General features: G+C 72.2%; 13 protein-coding genes. 8 read left to right on the forward strand and 5 right to left on the reverse strand.

Annotation, left to right across the window (positions count from 1 at the left end):
* Positions 1–59 precede the first annotated feature (59 nt).
* From PV396_RS12340 to PV396_RS12360, 5 genes are read left to right on the forward strand one after another with little or no spacing between them, the layout of a single operon-like run.
* A complete protein-coding gene (locus PV396_RS12340) occupies positions 60–692 on the forward strand; it encodes a hypothetical protein (protein WP_319203614.1) in 633 nt (210 codons plus the stop codon).
* Positions 689–3289, forward strand: coding sequence for a putative PEP-binding protein (locus PV396_RS12345; protein WP_319203615.1), 2601 nt, complete (start codon positions 689–691; stop codon positions 3287–3289). The genes PV396_RS12340 and PV396_RS12345 overlap by 4 nt, the downstream gene beginning before the upstream one ends.
* On the forward strand, positions 3286–4404 hold the full coding sequence (locus PV396_RS12350; protein ID WP_319203617.1) for an acyl-CoA dehydrogenase family protein: 1119 nt from the start codon (positions 3286–3288) through the stop codon (positions 4402–4404). Before PV396_RS12345 ends, PV396_RS12350 begins: the two co-directional genes overlap by 4 nt.
* Positions 4405–4450: 46 nt before the next feature.
* On the forward strand, positions 4451–4930 hold the full coding sequence (locus PV396_RS12355; protein WP_319203619.1) for a Zn-ribbon domain-containing OB-fold protein: 480 nt from the start codon (positions 4451–4453) through the stop codon (positions 4928–4930).
* Entirely contained in the window at positions 4927–6081 is a 1155-nt protein-coding gene (locus tag PV396_RS12360) for a thiolase family protein (protein ID WP_319203621.1), read from the forward strand. Before PV396_RS12355 ends, PV396_RS12360 begins: the two co-directional genes overlap by 4 nt.
* Before the next feature lie 13 nt (positions 6082–6094).
* Here PV396_RS12360 and PV396_RS12365 read toward each other — a convergent pair whose 3' ends face one another.
* Positions 6095–6808, reverse strand: coding sequence for a TetR/AcrR family transcriptional regulator (locus PV396_RS12365; RefSeq protein ID WP_319203623.1), 714 nt, complete (start codon positions 6806–6808; stop codon positions 6095–6097).
* Positions 6809–6949: 141 nt separating this feature from the next.
* On the opposite strand from PV396_RS12365, the gene PV396_RS12370 reads away from it, so the two are divergent.
* Positions 6950–7555, forward strand: a complete 606-nt coding sequence (locus PV396_RS12370; protein WP_319203625.1) for a helix-turn-helix domain-containing protein — start codon at positions 6950–6952, stop codon at positions 7553–7555.
* 20 nt (positions 7556–7575) lie between these two features.
* Here PV396_RS12370 and PV396_RS12375 read toward each other — a convergent pair whose 3' ends face one another.
* The 4 genes from PV396_RS12375 to PV396_RS12390 all read right to left on the reverse strand — a co-directional run bounded on the left by PV396_RS12375 (position 7576) and on the right by PV396_RS12390 (position 12063).
* The gene (locus tag PV396_RS12375) at positions 7576–9408 is read right to left on the reverse strand and encodes a 2-oxo acid dehydrogenase subunit E2 (protein ID WP_319203628.1); all 1833 of its coding nucleotides are present in this window, start codon (positions 9406–9408) and stop codon (positions 7576–7578) included.
* A 5-nt stretch (positions 9409–9413) separates the two neighbouring features.
* On the reverse strand, positions 9414–10454 hold the full coding sequence (locus PV396_RS12380; RefSeq protein ID WP_319203630.1) for an alpha-ketoacid dehydrogenase subunit beta: 1041 nt from the start codon (positions 10452–10454) through the stop codon (positions 9414–9416).
* A 5-nt stretch (positions 10455–10459) separates the two neighbouring features.
* Positions 10460–11488, reverse strand: coding sequence for a thiamine pyrophosphate-dependent dehydrogenase E1 component subunit alpha (locus tag PV396_RS12385; protein ID WP_319203632.1), 1029 nt, complete (start codon positions 11486–11488; stop codon positions 10460–10462).
* Positions 11489–11592: 104 nt separating this feature from the next.
* Positions 11593–12063 (reverse strand): VOC family protein, encoded by a 471-nt coding sequence (locus PV396_RS12390; RefSeq protein WP_319203634.1) that lies wholly within the window; start codon positions 12061–12063, stop codon positions 11593–11595.
* 134 nt (positions 12064–12197) lie between these two features.
* Between PV396_RS12390 and PV396_RS12395 the strand changes: the two genes are divergently transcribed.
* Together PV396_RS12395 and PV396_RS12400 are read left to right on the forward strand one after the other, a co-directional pair.
* On the forward strand, positions 12198–13520 hold the full coding sequence (locus tag PV396_RS12395; RefSeq protein WP_319203636.1) for an aromatic ring-hydroxylating dioxygenase subunit alpha: 1323 nt from the start codon (positions 12198–12200) through the stop codon (positions 13518–13520).
* The gene (locus PV396_RS12400; protein WP_319203638.1) at positions 13517–14341 is read left to right on the forward strand and encodes an SDR family NAD(P)-dependent oxidoreductase; all 825 of its coding nucleotides are present in this window, start codon (positions 13517–13519) and stop codon (positions 14339–14341) included. Before PV396_RS12395 ends, PV396_RS12400 begins: the two co-directional genes overlap by 4 nt.
* The last annotated feature ends 84 nt before the right edge of the window (positions 14342–14425 follow it).

Genomic DNA, 14425 nt, shown 5'->3' on the forward strand with positions numbered 1-14425 from the left:
TAACCTGCCCGCCGGGGCGTAACCTCCGGGCAACACAGAACCGAGCAAAAGGTGTGGCGATGCAATCTGCTGCCGTGGACCTTCCGGACGCGTCCGACGAGCCCCTCACCGAAGCGGTCGTCGACCTCGTGCTGCGGGGTATGTGGCGCGGCCGGCCGGAGTCCGAGCACCGTCCGCTGGTCGACGCCGGCCTGGCAATGGTGAAGGGGCCGGTGGTGCTGCCGACCGAGCGGGCCAAGGAAGCCGCCGCGCGGCTCCTGCGGGTGCCCGCCGGTTCCGAGCGGGAGGAGCGGATCACCGCGGCCTACGAGGCGTTCCTGCCGGTCAACCGGAAGATCCGCGATGTGTGCACGGCCTGGCAGTGCCGTCCCGACGGCTCCGTCAACGACCACTCCGACGACGTCTACGACGCCGGGGTACGGGAGTCGCTGGAGGACGTGCACGAGGCCATCCAGCCCGTGCTGCGCCGACTGGGCCCGGTGCTCGCGGGCAGCGGCCAGTATCTGACGGCCCTGGAGGAGGCCCTCGACCGGTTCGACGAGGGCGCGCCGGCCTGGCTCGCCTCGCCGCTGTGCGACTCGTACCACACGGTGTGGATGCGGCTGCACCAGGAACTGCTGCTCGTCCTGGGCATCAGCCGGGCCGAGGACGAGGCCCGCGAAGAGGAGCTGGTCACCAGGAGCCGGGGTTGAGCGTCACCGACCGCGAGGCGGGCCCCCTCGCACACTCCGAGACGGCCTTCACGGCACCCGGCCGGATCCTGGTGCCCTACGGGCAGGGGCGCAGTCGGGGCCTGGACGCCGACGAGCTGGGCGCGCACGGCGCGGCGATGGACGGGCTGGTGGCCCTCGGGCTGCCGGTCGTACCGGGACTCACCGTGCCCGCCGGCGCAGCCGCCTCGCTGTGCGGGACCGACACCGCCGAAGCCGCCGTGGAACTGGTCGAACAGCTGTCGGGACGCCACATCGGTGACCCGGCCCGGCCGCTGCTGCTCCGGCTGTCGGCGAGCGCTCCCACCGAGATCGCCGGACTGCCGCCGGACCTGGCCTGCCTGGGCCTCGCCCCCGCCGGTGCCGACGCCCTGTGCGCCGTCATCGGGCGCGCGGACGCGCTGTACGAGGTGTGGGCCGCCACCGTGCGGATGATCGCCGAGTACGCCCTCGACGTACCGGGCGCGCTGCTCGACGACGCCGTCCTGGACACGCCCGGACCACGGGAACGGGTGGAGGTGCTGCTGTCCCTGACGGCGGAGCACGGCTCCCGGCCCTTCCCCGACGACCCGGCGCAGCAGCTCGCGCTGGCCGCCCGCGCCCTCCTCGCCCGGTGGGACTCTCCACGGGCGAGAAGGTCCCGCCGCTCCCAGCGGCTGCCCGCCGAACTGGCGCTCGCCCTGCATGTGCAGGCCCTGCGCATCGGCCCGGCTGACCACTCGGGGTACGGCACGGCCGTCAGCCGCGATCCCGAGACCGGGCGTCTCGCCCCGCAGGGGTCCTTCTTCCGGGGGGTGCGCCGCAGCGCCCCGCCACCGCACACCGGGGAGCCGCTGGACCGGCTCGCGGGCGGTACCGCTCTGCTCGAGCACTCCCTGCTCACCCTGGAGCGTCATCTGCGGGCGCCGGTGTCGGTCGACTTCGAGGTGCGCGACGACGAGATCTCCCTGCTCGCCGCCTCCGCGCAGCCCCGCCCGCCGCTGCGGGCCTCGGTGTGCCTGGCCGCCGACCTGGCCCGGGACGGCGCCATCGGCCGCGAGGAGGCCGTACGGCGGATCACACCCGCGCAGGTGCAGGAACTCCTGCATCCCCAGCTCCGGCTGTCCGGCGGGGAGGAACTCCTGGTGAAGGGGCTCCCCGCCTCCCCGGGGGCCGCGACCGGAGTGGTCGTCCTCTCCAGTGAACGTGCCCTGGAGCTGGCTGCGGACGGTACGCGGGTCGTGCTTGTGGCCGCCGAGACGACCCCGGCGGACGTCCCGGGAATGCTGGCCTCCGCCGCCGTACTGACCGGCAGCGGCGGCATCGCCTCGCACGCCGCCGTGGTGGCCCGGGGCGCCGGCAAGCCCGCCGTGTGCGGCGCCGAGGGGCTGCGCGTGGACGTGGCCACTGGGACGGTCCGCTTCGGGGAGCGGCTGGTGCGCGAGGGCGATCCGGTCTCGCTGGACGGCCGTACCGGCGCCGTCTACGCCGGGACGCTCAGCGTCAGTGTGGCCGGACCGCCGCCCGAGCTGTCCACCCTGCTGGAGTGGGCCGACGGCGCGCGCCGCCTGGGGGTTCGCGTCAACGCCGACACGGCCGCCGAGGTGGACACGGCTCTCGCGCTGGGCGCGGAGGGCGTCGGGCTGTGCCGTACGGAGCACCAGTTCCTCGGGGAGCGGCTGCCGCTGATCCGCAGGGTGCTCCTGGCCGCCGACCCGGCCGCACGCGACGAAGCGATGTCGGGACTGGAACGGGCCCAGCACGAGGACTTTCGCGCGCTGCTGGCCGCCGTCGGAGACCGCCCGGTGACCGTGCGCCTGCTGGACGCCCCGCTGCACGAGTTCCTGCCCGCCCCCGGGCACGCCCTGGACGCGGCCGAGGAGCAGCGGGCCGCCGAACTGCGCGAGGCGAACCCGATGCTCGGGCTGCGCGGGGTACGGCTGGCGCTGCTGCACGAGCGGCTCTACCCGGCGCAGGCCGAGGCCCTCTTCACTGCCTGGACGGAGGTCGCCGCGACGGGCGTGCGCCCGGCGCTGGAGGTGATGATCCCGCTGGTCAGCCTGCCGGAGGAGCTCGCCGCAGCGGCCGCGTACGTACGGGGTGCCGCCGACGCGGTCGCCGCCCGCACCGGGGTGGAGGTCCCCTACCGGCTCGGCACGATGATCGAGACCCCCCGGGCCGCGCTGCTGGCCGGGGAACTCGCCGAGCACGCCGAGTTCTTCTCCTTCGGCACCAACGACCTCACCCAGCTGACCTACGGGTTCTCCCGGGACGACGTCGAGCGCCAGGTGCTCGCCGACTACCAGGAACGCGGTTTTCTGACCGCCAGTCCGTTCGCGCGGCTCGATCCGCACGGCGTCGGCGCGCTGATCGCCCTGGCGGTCGAGCGGGCCCGGCAGGTGCGGCCCGGCATCAAGCTGGGTGTGTGCGGTGAGCACGGCGGCGACCCCGAGTCGATCGCGTTCTGCGACGACCTCGGCCTCGACTACGTCTCCTGTTCCGCGCACCGCGTGCCGGTGGCCCGGATGGCGGCCGCGCACAGCGCGCTGCGGAAGCGGGAGCGGCCGGAGCAGTACGACGACAGCGGGAGCACGCGATGACCAGCACCGTCACCGAAGGCACAGCCCTGTCGGACACCGAGCTGGAGGACCTCCGCGAGACAGTACGGTCGGTGTGCGCTGACGCCGGCGGCACCGCCGCCGTACGCCGCCTCTCCGAAGCGGCCCCAGGCATCGACGCCGGCCTGTGGGACGCCCTCGGCCGGCAGGTCGGGCTCGCGGGCCTGGGGCTGCCCGAGGCGGCCGGAGGCATCGGCGGTCTCGCCGAGATCGCCATGGTCTGCGAGGAACTGGGCAGAACACTGGCCCCGGTGCCGCTGCTGTCCTCCACCGTGCTGGCCGGGCAGGTGCTGGCCGGCTGCGGTACGGCCGACAAGGCGCTGGCCGGACTGGCCGAGGGCGCCGTGCACGCTCTGGCGGTGGCATCGCCCGACGGGACATGGCGGGCCGACGCCGTGCCGGTGGCCGTCTCCTGGCACGGCGGCACCCCGCTGCTGGACGGCACCGCGCCGTTCGTCCTCGACGGCGCGGACGCGGAGGGTCTGGTGGTGGCCGCGGCCGGGACCGACGGCGTCGACCTCTTCCTCGCCGACCCGCGCGAGCCAGGGGTCACCGTGCGCCGGGTGCCCACCCTGGACCTCAGCCGGGGCCAGGCGGTGGTCACCTTCTCCGGCGCCCGGGCACGGGCGCTGACCGCCGGCGGCGAGGGGGCGGACATCGTCTCCCGCGCGCTGGACGTGGCCCTGGTGGCGCTGGCCGCCGAGCAACTGGGCGGCGCGCAGGCCGCGTTGGACATGACGGTGGCCCATGTGCGCGACCGTACCCAGTTCGGCAGGGCGATCGGCGGCTTCCAGGCCGTCAAGCACGCCTGCGCCGACATGCTGCTCAAGGTCGAGGCCGCACGGTCGGCCGTGGTGCGCGCGGTCCTCACGGACGGCTCCCCGCAGGCGCTGGCCGAGGCGGCGGCGGTGGCCCAGACGTGGTGCGGCGAGGCGTTCGTCTCCGTCGCCGCCGAGTGCGTACAGCTGCACGGCGGGATGGGCTTCACCTGGGAGCACGACGCGCACCTGTACTTCCGGCGCGCCCAGTCCGACGCGGTGCTGCTGGGCGGCGCCGCACACCATCGGGAACGGCTGGCCGGTCTGCTGGGCTGGTGACACCGAAGGACTGGTGACACCTGTGAAAAGGAAGGGAGGGACGGACATGTCCACCAGGCTCATCGACGAGTCGCTGTTCGAGAACCCGAGGAACCCCGGGACGGGTGACGGGGAGCCACCGCGTCTCGCGGGCGCCCGCTGCTCGGGGTGCGACACCGTCGTCTTCCCCTGGCAGGGCTCCTGCCCCCGGTGTTCGGACGGGGTGATGTCCGCACAGGTACTGCCGGTGCGTGGGCGCGTGTGGTCGTGGACGCGCCAGGCGTTCCCGCCGAAACCGCCGTACCGGACGCCCGCCGACGGCCACCGGCCCTATCACGTGGGCTATGTGGACCTCGGCGAGGTGCTGGTCGAGGCGCTGCTGACCGTTCCGCGTACGGAGATCCGGATCGGTCTGCCGGTACGACTGACCACGGTTCCCGCGTATCGGGACGACGACGGGACCGACGTGGTGACCTTCGCGTTCCGCGCGGAGCGGGACGGGGAGCGGGACGGGGAGCGGGACGGGGAGCGGGACGGGGAGCGATGAGCGGGCGCGACGATGTGTACGTGGTCGGCTGCGGGATGCGTCCCTTCGGCCGCGACGAGAGCGTCACCGGCATGGACATGGCCGAGGGCGCGATACGCGAGGCGCTGGCCGACGCCGGCGTGGCCTGGGAGGACATCGGCTTCGCGGCCGGCGGCTCCGACGTGTCCGGCAAGCCCGACACCCTGGTGGGCCGACTGGGTCTGACCGGTGTGCCCTTCGTCAACGTACAGAACGGTTGCGCGACCGGTGCCTCCACCGTGCTCGCGGTCGCCAACGCGCTGCGCGCGGGCGAGGCGTCCGTGGGACTGGCGGTGGGGTTCGACAAGCACGAGCGGGGCGCGTTCCATGTCTCCGCGGCCCGTTACGGCCTGGGCGACTGGTATGCCGAGACCGGGATGATGCTGACCACCCAGTTCTTCGCGCTGAAGACCCAGCGCTACCTGTACGAGCACGGGATCTCGGAGCGTGCGTTGGCGATGGTCGCCGCGCGTGCCTTCCGCAACGGCTCGCGGCATCCCCTGGCCTGGCGGCGCAAGCCGCTGACGGAACAGGAGATCCTCGACTCCGCCGAGGTCAGTCCCCCGCTCACCCAGTACATGTTCTGTTCTCCCGGTCAGGGCGCGGCGGCCCTGGTGCTGGCACTTGGAGACCGTGCGTTCGACCTGTGCGAACGACCCGTGAAACTGGCGTCGTTGGCGTTCCGTACCCGGCGGTTCGGTTCGTTCGAGGTGTTCTCGCCCTGGCTGCCGCCAGGACCGCATCACAGCCCCAGCGTCGACGCCGCCGAGGCGGCCTTCCAGGCGGCGGGAGTACGACCGGCCGATGTCCAGGTCGCCCAACTCCAGGACACCGACAGCGGCTCGGAACTGATCCACCTCGCGGAGACCGGCCTGTGCGCACACGGCGAGCAGGAGGAACTGCTGGCCGCCGGGGCCACGGATCCCACGGGCCGGATACCGGTCAACACCGACGGCGGCTGTCTGGCGGGCGGGGAGCCGGTCGGCGCCTCCGGGCTGCGCCAGTTCCACGAGGTCGTACGGCAGTTGCAGGGCCGGGCGCCCGGTCTCCAGGTGCCCGGCGCGCCCCGGGTGGGCTTCACCCATGTGTACGGGGCGCCCGGAATCAGCGCCTGCTCGGTCCTGACGGTGTGAGAGGCGGAGGGAGTCAGGTCAGGTCAGTGGCGCCGGCGACGGCCGGCTTCTTCCGCTGGGGGCCCCGAGTGGGCGGTGTGGGCGGCGTCGGCTCCTGTTCGGTGGCGACGATGCGCAGCGCGAGCTCCCTGACCGCCTCGAGCACGGACTGTGAGGGAAGTTGGGACAGCGGTCCGCCCTCCGCCCGCAGCGCGGTGACCAGCATGGTCGTGCTGATCAGTGTGCGGACCGCGAGCGCCTGCGCCGCGTGCCTCGCCTTCGCCGCCCGGGGGCTGCGGGTGGTGCTCTCGGGCAGGTAGTCGTAGCCGCGCTGGATGTGCCGCTGCTCGAACTCGTCCCGCAGGACCTTGACGCTGCCGTTGGCCGAGGCGACCTGTACCTGGTAGAGGCGGGCCTCGTCCGGGTTCTTCTCCACCCACTCCCACACCGCGTCGATGACGCGGACCAGGCCCTCCGCGTCACCCGGCTCGGACTCCGGCCGGGCCGCCTCCACGACCGCGTTGAGCTGGTCGAAGACACGGCGCATGGCGAGTTCGAGCAGTTCCTCCTTGCCGTCGAAGTGGTAGTAGACAGCGGTGGGGACCACCTGTGCCTCGTCGGCGATGTCCTGGATGCTGGTCTCCGCGAAGCCTCTGCGGCCGAACACCCGCACGGCGGCGGTGATGATGTGCAGCCGTCTCGAGGGTCGGTGGGCAGGCTGCTTGCCGTTGTTCGTCGTGGCCATCATGCTCCTGCCGGCTTGGCGTGTCCCCCGCGTCCGTGGGCCCTGCGTACTGACCAGTGTATCCAGTAACTAAGATCGCCCATCCGCATAATTCCCGCTGCACATTGGCCTCCGGGGCGCCGGGATCCCGGCATACTTGACAGTATGACGACATCCGGAACCCGCGCCGCCCACCGCCCGTCGCGGAAGCAGTGGGTGATCGAGGCGGCCACGGAGCTGTTCGCGACGCAGCCGCCGGACGAGGTGACGGTGGCCGACATCGCCGCGCGCGCCGAGATGACCTCCGCGGCGGTGTACTACCACTTCTCCTCCAAGGACCAGGTCCTGGCGGAGGCCATGCGGGCGTTCGCCGCCGCGCTGCGCGAGCAGTTGCAGGCGGTCACGGAGGGCCATGAGCCCGGCTCGGACATCGCCGCTTCCGTCACCACGCTGCTGGCCTGGATGGGCGAGCACCGGTCCGCCGCCACCGTGTTCTTCGTGTCGTCGGCCGGGATGAGCCAGGACGCGGAGGCGCTGCGCCAGCAGAGCCGTACGGAGCTGCTGGAGGAACTGGTGCGGCTGATCCGTAAGGCCCGCGCGTCCGTCTCCGACGCCGAGGCGGCGGTGATCGGCCTGGGACTGCTGGCGCTGCTGGAGACCTCGGCGATCTCGCAGGTGCGGGGCGACGACGTCTACCGGTCGCTGGGGCACCGCTCGTTCGTCCGCGAGGTCGGCGAGCTCGCGGAACGGATCGCCGACCCTGCCGTGTAGCACTCCGCGCGGTACTCCGCTCACACCAGCAGGCGGAGCGGTGTGCGCAGCAACTCCCCGACCGTGCGCAGGTATTCGGCGGCGGGTGCCCCGTCGACGGCACGGTGGTCGAAGGTGAGGCTCAGGGTGAGCACGCGGGTCCGCGAGGGCCGGTCGTCCACCCACTCGACTCCGTCCCTGAGCCGGCCCACCCCGAGGATCGCGACATTGCCGGGGTTGATCACCGGGGTGAAGAAGTCGACGCCGTACCCGCCGAGTGAGGTGACGGTGAAGGTGGCTCCTTCCAGTTGGGCCGGGGAGATCCGCCCCTCCCGGGCGGCCTGGGCGAGATCCTTCGACCGGCGGGCGATCTCGGGCAGCGGCAGTGTCACCGCGTCCTCGATCACGGGGACCATGAGGCCGCCCGGAACGGCCACCGCGAAGCCCAGGTGGATGCCTTCGAGCAGATGGACACCGTCCTCGCGCACGGTCGCGTTGAGCAGGGGGTGCGCACGCAGGGCCAGGGCAGCGGCCTTCATCAGGAAGTCGCCCAGGCTGGGCACCGGCAGTTCGCTGTCGGCCCACTCCTCCTTGAGCCGGTCCCGCAGGGACACCACGGCGTCCATCCGCACCTCGTAGCCGTGCGTCAGCTGGGCCATCTCCTGGAGGCTGGCGTGCATCCTGCGGGCGATGGTGCCGCGCATGCCGGTGAGCGGGAGGACGTCGCCGGGCTGAGGGGCCGCCGCCGCGTTACGGCGAACTGGCGCCGGGGTGACGGTCGCGGCGTCGAGGTCGGAGCGGCGGATTCGGCCGCCGGGCCCGGTGCCGTTGACGCCGGCGAGGTCGATGCCCCGTTCCCTGGCCAGCTTGCGGACCAGCGGCGAGGTGCCGCCCGGCTGCACCGGCAGCACCACGGGGTCGCCGGGGAGGTCGTCGGGCATGGCGGCGCGGAACTCCTCCACGTCCTCGGAGACGATCCGGCCACCTGGTCCCGTACCCCGTACGGCGGTGAGGTCGACACCACCGGCCACGGCGACGCGCCGAGCGTTCGGCGAGGCCAGCAGGCGCCCACCGACGCCGGGGGCCGCACCGGTGCCGGCGGGGGCCGCACCCGCGACGCCACCGGGACCAGGCACACCACTCGCAGCGGCACCACCGCCGAGGACGCCCGACACACCCGACACAGCGGGCCCGCCGCCCAACCCAGACCCGTCGAGCGCGGCCCGGGCAGGCATACCCACACCGCCACCGCCGAGAAGGGACCCGTCGAACGGGCCCGCGCCGGATCCGGCGGGCGTACGCGGTCCACCGCCGGAGCCAGGCAGCACACCCGGACCCACAGGACCACCGCCCAAAGCGGCCCCGGCGAACGGACCACCATCAGACCCGGCCCCAGCGGACCTCCCCGCACCGCCGCCGGAGGCCGACAGCACACCCGGACCCGCAGGGCCAACGGCCCAGGCCGACCCGGCAGACATGTCCGCGCCAGCCCCCGCCCCGGCGGAGGCCCCGCCCACACCGCCACCACCCAAGGGGGACCCGGCGAACGGACCACCGTCAGACCCGGCCCCGGCGGGCCGCCCCGCACCGCCGCCGGAGGCGGGCGTCGGCGTGTCCGCCGTCCCCGGGGGCTGTTCGCCCTCGGCCAGGAGCCAGCCGATGAGGGCGCCGGCCGGGACGGTGGCACCCGCCGGGACCGCCGGGTGGAACAGGCCCCCGGCCTCCGCCTCGACATCGACGTCCACCTTGTCGGTGGCCAGCCGCAGCAACGCGTCGCCCTCCGCGACGGCCGCGCCGGTGGGCACGAGCCATTCGTCGATCGTGCCTTCCTGCATGGTCAGGCCGATCTTCGGCAGCAGAACCTCGACCGCCATGTCGGTCACGACCTTTCGAGGAGACGCCGGCAGCCCTGGGCGATGCGGGCGCGATCGGGCACGTACGCCTTCTCCAGCGCAGGAGAGAAGGGCACCGGAGCGAAGGGAGCGCCGATGCGCAGGACCGGCGCGTCCAGGTAGTCGAAGACCACGTCCTGGATCTGGGCGGCGATCTCCGCCCCGAGCCCGCCGAAGGTGACCGCCTCGTGCACCACGAGCACCCGGTTGGTGCGGCGGACGGAGGCGAACATCGTCTCGGTGTCCAGCGGCTGCACGGTACGCGGGTCGATCACCTCGATCTCCACGCCCTCGGCGGCGAGATCGTCGGCCGCCGCGAGGGCTTCCCCGACCATGCGGCCCAGGGCGACCACGGTGACGTCCGAGCCGTGCCGCGCGGTGTGCGCCTGGCCCAGCGGGATGCCGTAGATCCCCTCGGGCACCTCGCTGGCGCTGCCGAGGAGGACCTTGTTGAGCATGACGACGACCGGGTTGTCGTCCCGGATGGCCGAGACGGTCAGGCCCTTGGCGGTGTACGCGTCGCTCGGCATCACCACCTTGAGGCCCGGCACATGGGCCAGCCACGCCTCCAGGCTCTGGCTGTGCTGCGCGGCGGCGCCGAGGCCCGCGCCGGAGGCGGTGGTGATGGTGAGCGGCACGGACAGCCCGCCGCCGAACATGTACTTCATCTTCGCGGCCTGGTTGACGATCTGGTCGAGGCAGACGCCGATGAAGTCCATGAACATCAGGTCGACGACGGGGCGCAGGCCCCGGGCGGCCGCTCCCACGCCGAGTCCGACCAGGGCGGCCTCGGAGATCGGGGTGTCGATCATGCGGCGGGGGCCGAACTCGTCGAGCAGGTTGTCGAACATCCGGAACACGCCGCCGTAACCGGCGACGTCCTCACCGGCGACGAAGACGTTCTCGTCCTCGCGCATGGCCTGTGCGAGGCCCTCGTTGAAGGCCTTGACGTAGCTGAGTTTGCGGCCGTCGGCATTCGGGGTGAGGGCCGGCGCTTCGGTGGGCGTGGGCGTGGTCGTCACGGTCATGGCGGTCATCCCGAGTAGACGTTGAGCAGCAGGTCGGCAGGGTCGGGCAGCGGGCTCGACTCGGCGTAGGCGATGGCCTCGGCGATCTCGTCGCGTGTGCGCTGCCATACGTCGTCCAGCTCCGCGCGGGTCGCGGTGCCGTCGGCGATCGCCCGGGCCTCGATGACGTCGATGGGGTCGCGGGTCTTCCACTCGGCGACCTCCTCGTCCGAGCGGTAGGGGTGCCGCAGGCCCTTGACTCCCTGGTGGTCGAAGAAGCGGTAGGTCTTGGCCTCGATCATCATCGGGCCCTCGCCCCGCCGGGCTCGTTCGACGGCTTCGGTGGCGGCGCGGTGGACGGCGACCGCGTCCATGCCGTCGACGATGACGCTGGGCATGCCGTAGGCGGCCGCCCGGTCGGCGACATCGGTGAGCAGCATGTGTCCGGACTGCGGGGTGAACTCGGCGTAGCCGTTGTTCTCGCAGACGAAGACCACGGGCAGACCGAGGATCGCGGCCATGTTGGCGCCCTCGTGCCAGGCGCCGATGTTGGTGGCACCGTCACCGAAGAAGGTCACGGCGACGCTGTCCTCGCCCTTGTAGCGGGCGGCGAAAGCGGCCCCTACGGCGATCGGGACGCCGGCCCCGACTATGCCGTTGGCGCCGAGCATGCCGCGGGTGAGGTCGTTGATGTGCATGCTGCCGCCGCGGCCGAGGCAGGCGCCGGTGACCCTGCCGTACAGCTCGGAGTACATCGCGCGGAAGCCGACGCCCTTGGCGACGGCGTGCCCGTGGCCTCGGTGCGTGGAGGTGATCTGGTCGTCGTCGCGCAGGGCCGTCATCACTCCGGCGGCCACGGCTTCCTGGCCGACATAGAGGTGCAGAAAGCCGGGCAGTTTGCCCGCCTCCATGAGTTTGCCCGCCTCGGTCTCGAACAGCCGGATGCGCACCATTCGCTCGTGCAGGTCCTTGACCACGCGCGGGCCGACCTGCGGGGTGACCTGGGGGTTTACCTGCGTGGATTTCTTCGATGCCGTCGACGCTCGTTGAGCCATCGTCCGCCCCTTCGTCCGAGGGAGGTTGCCAAGCGATCGGACTTACTTATGCCGGTCTACAGTAACCAGCACGTGGGCACCTTACTGAACAGAGTCTCTAATTACTATGCCCCGGGCCCCTGGGTGCCGCCCCGCCCGTCCACCAGCTCCACGACATTGCCCTCCGGATCCGCCCAGAAGCTGATCCGCCTGCCGCGCGCGAGGACGACGACCGGGTCCGACAGGGGGCGGGCGTCGGCGGTCCGCAGCCCCTCCACCACCGGATCCAAGTCGCCCACGTGGAAGGTGAGATACGACAGTCCGGGGCGTCCGGTCGACCAGGGCACCGCATGCCCCGACACCACGCCCGACCGGGGACGGATCAACTTGACGCACCCTCCGGAGGGCACCCGCAGCCAGACGACCGTCAGCTCGCCGCCGAGCCCGGCGGGACCGCCGATCGACTCCGGTACGCGCGAGCGGTGCTCGACCCGGCAGCCGATGACGTCACGATAGAAGCGCTCCATCGACTCGAGATCCCGCACCACCACGCCCACCTCGAACGGCAGGGCCATGACCATCACACCCACCCCCACGCAACACCGAGCGGCTTCTTCGACACTTTCTATTGACAGAGCACACTAAGTCCTGTTGTCGTTTCGGACACAACCCAGTTGGCGCATTCGGAAGCCGGTCACCGGCTCGCGGCTGGGGAGATTGTGAGGACATCGTGGTCCAGCTCAGTTCGCCGGAGATCCTGGAAGCAGGCGCCGGGCGCGGGACGCCGGTCCCGGCCCCCTCCGTCCCGTCCGCGCCCTCGACCCCCGAATACGCGTCGTGGATCAGCCAGGACCGGTCCACCGACGCGTCGTCGGAGGCGATGCGGCGCGAGGCGGCGGAACTCGTCGAGCGGGTGATGGCGCATTACCGCGCCAACACGACGCACGAGGCGGACGGCCAGTGGACGGAACCCGTGGCCAACTACCTCGACGCCGACCGCTGGCAGCGCGAGACGGACGCCGTGCACCGCAGCGTCCCGCTGCCGCTCGCCATGTCCTGCGAGCTGCCCGGGCCGAACACCTACAAGGCGATCGACGTGCTCGGCATCCCCGTACTGATCACCCGTGACCGGCAGGGTGCCGTGCACGCGATGATCAACGCCTGCCGGCACCGGGGCGCCAAGCTCATCGAACCCGGCTGCGGGGTGTCGAAGCGGCTCACCTGCCCGTACCACTCCTGGTCCTACGACCTGGCCGGCGAGCTGCGGGGCGTGTACGCGGAGAAGACCTTCGGCGAGGTTCCGCGCGAGGGCCGCAGCCTGGTCCGGCTCCCGGCCGGGGAGCGCGCGGGGATCGTCTTCGTCTCGCTCGACCCGGCGGCCGAACCCGACCTGGACGGCTGGCTGGGCGATCTGCTGCCGCTCCTGGAGGGCCTGCGGCTGGCGGAGTGCCACCACTACTCCACCGGCGAGCTGACCAGCCCCAACTGGAAGGTCACCCTCGACGGGTACCTGGAGACGTACCACTTCGCCTCGCTGCACCCGAAGACGGTGTTCGAGACGAACCTCTCCAACATGATGGCCCACGACACCTGGGGCCCCCACCAGCGCATCGCACCGGCCCTGCGCCCCATCGCGCAGGCCGCCGAACTGCCGCCGGACCAGCGGGACCCCGGTGACTGCGTCGGACCCATCTACTGGCTCTTCCCGGGCCTGGCGATCGCCGGCGGCTGGCGCCAGAAGATCGCTGTGTCCCTCGTACTCCCCCGCACGGCGACCGAGTCGGTGACCCAGCAGATCATCCTGCTGCGCGAACCGGCGGTCACCGACGAGGAACGCCACGCCGCCGACCGGTTCGGCGAGTGGTTCCACGAGGTGGTCCGCGACGAGGACTACGCGACCACCTACGGAGTTCAGCAGGGCCTCAAGGCCCTGGCCTCGGCCGGGACCGACTTCGTCTTCGGACGCAACGAACCCGGACTCCAGCACTTCCACCGCACCATTCACCAGCACCTGGACCAGAGCCCCACCGGGGCCTCCAGAGCCGCCAGGTGAGCAACCAACAAGACTCGCGGGAGAACACCATGGTGGCTAAGGGCAGCCTCGACGGACGTGTAGCGGTGATCACGGGCAGCACGCGCAGCATCGGCCGCGCCATCGCCGAGGCCTTCCTCGCCGACGGCGCCACGGTCGTGGTCAGCGGCCGCAGCGAGGTCAAGGGCAAGCAGGCCCTGGAGGAGATGGGCGCCGGGGACCGGGCCGTCTTCCACCCCTGCGACGCCAACAGCCAGCAGGACATCGAGGGCCTCGCCGACTTCGCCGCCGAGCGCTTCGGCAGGCTCGACATCTGGGTCAACAACGTGGGCGGCAGCTCCGGCTTCGCCCCGATCCACCAGCTCAGCGACGAGGCGTGGCACGACGCCCTCAACCTGAACGTCAACGGCTACTTCTACGGCACCCGCCGGGCGCTGCCGAAGATGCTGGCAGGCGGCTGGGGCCGCATCATCAACATCTCGTCGGTGGAGGGCAAGCAGGCCAACAAGCCCGCGATCAGCCACTACATCACCAACAAGCACGCCATCCACGGCCTGACCAAGGCGACCGCCTTCGAGTACGGCACCCAGGGCATCACCTGCAACGCGATCTGCCCCGGCGCCGTCGACACCGACCTCATGCGGGCCGCCGGTCCCGCCGCGGCCGAGGCCGAGGGCATCAGTTACGAGGAGTGGCTCGGCCGGTTCGCCGAGCACGCCGCCACCAAGCAGATCACCACCGTGGAGCAGGTCGCCGCGGTCGCCTCGCTGCTCGCGAGCGACGCAGGCGCGGGTATCACCGGCACGCTGATCAGCGTCGACGGCGGAACGGCGCAGTGGTAGGCGGCGGACGGGCCGGGTCGGGCGCCGGTACGGACATGGCCACGGACACCGGTACGAGCAGGGCTACGGGGACGGCTACGGGTA

The organism is Streptomyces sp. ME02-8801-2C (assembly GCF_033793965.1).
GTDB lineage: Bacteria > Actinomycetota > Actinomycetes > Streptomycetales > Streptomycetaceae > Streptomyces.

Excerpts from the sequence above, each read along its gene's own strand:
- PV396_RS12340 (WP_319203614.1), top strand. The coding sequence starts at position 60 with ATGCAATCTGCTGCCGTGGACCTTCCGGACGCGTCCGACGAGCCCCTC.
- PV396_RS12350 (WP_319203617.1), top strand. The coding sequence starts at position 3,286 with ATGACCAGCACCGTCACCGAAGGCACAGCCCTGTCGGACACCGAGCTG.
- PV396_RS12355 (WP_319203619.1), top strand. The coding sequence starts at position 4,451 with ATGTCCACCAGGCTCATCGACGAGTCGCTGTTCGAGAACCCGAGGAAC.
- PV396_RS12360 (WP_319203621.1), top strand. The coding sequence starts at position 4,927 with ATGAGCGGGCGCGACGATGTGTACGTGGTCGGCTGCGGGATGCGTCCC.
- PV396_RS12365 (WP_319203623.1), bottom strand. The coding sequence starts at position 6,808 with ATGATGGCCACGACGAACAACGGCAAGCAGCCTGCCCACCGACCCTCG.
- PV396_RS12370 (WP_319203625.1), top strand. The coding sequence starts at position 6,950 with ATGACGACATCCGGAACCCGCGCCGCCCACCGCCCGTCGCGGAAGCAG.
- PV396_RS12375 (WP_319203628.1), bottom strand. The coding sequence starts at position 9,408 with ATGGCGGTCGAGGTTCTGCTGCCGAAGATCGGCCTGACCATGCAGGAA.
- PV396_RS12380 (WP_319203630.1), bottom strand. The coding sequence starts at position 10,454 with ATGACCGTGACGACCACGCCCACGCCCACCGAAGCGCCGGCCCTCACC.
- PV396_RS12385 (WP_319203632.1), bottom strand. The coding sequence starts at position 11,488 with ATGGCTCAACGAGCGTCGACGGCATCGAAGAAATCCACGCAGGTAAAC.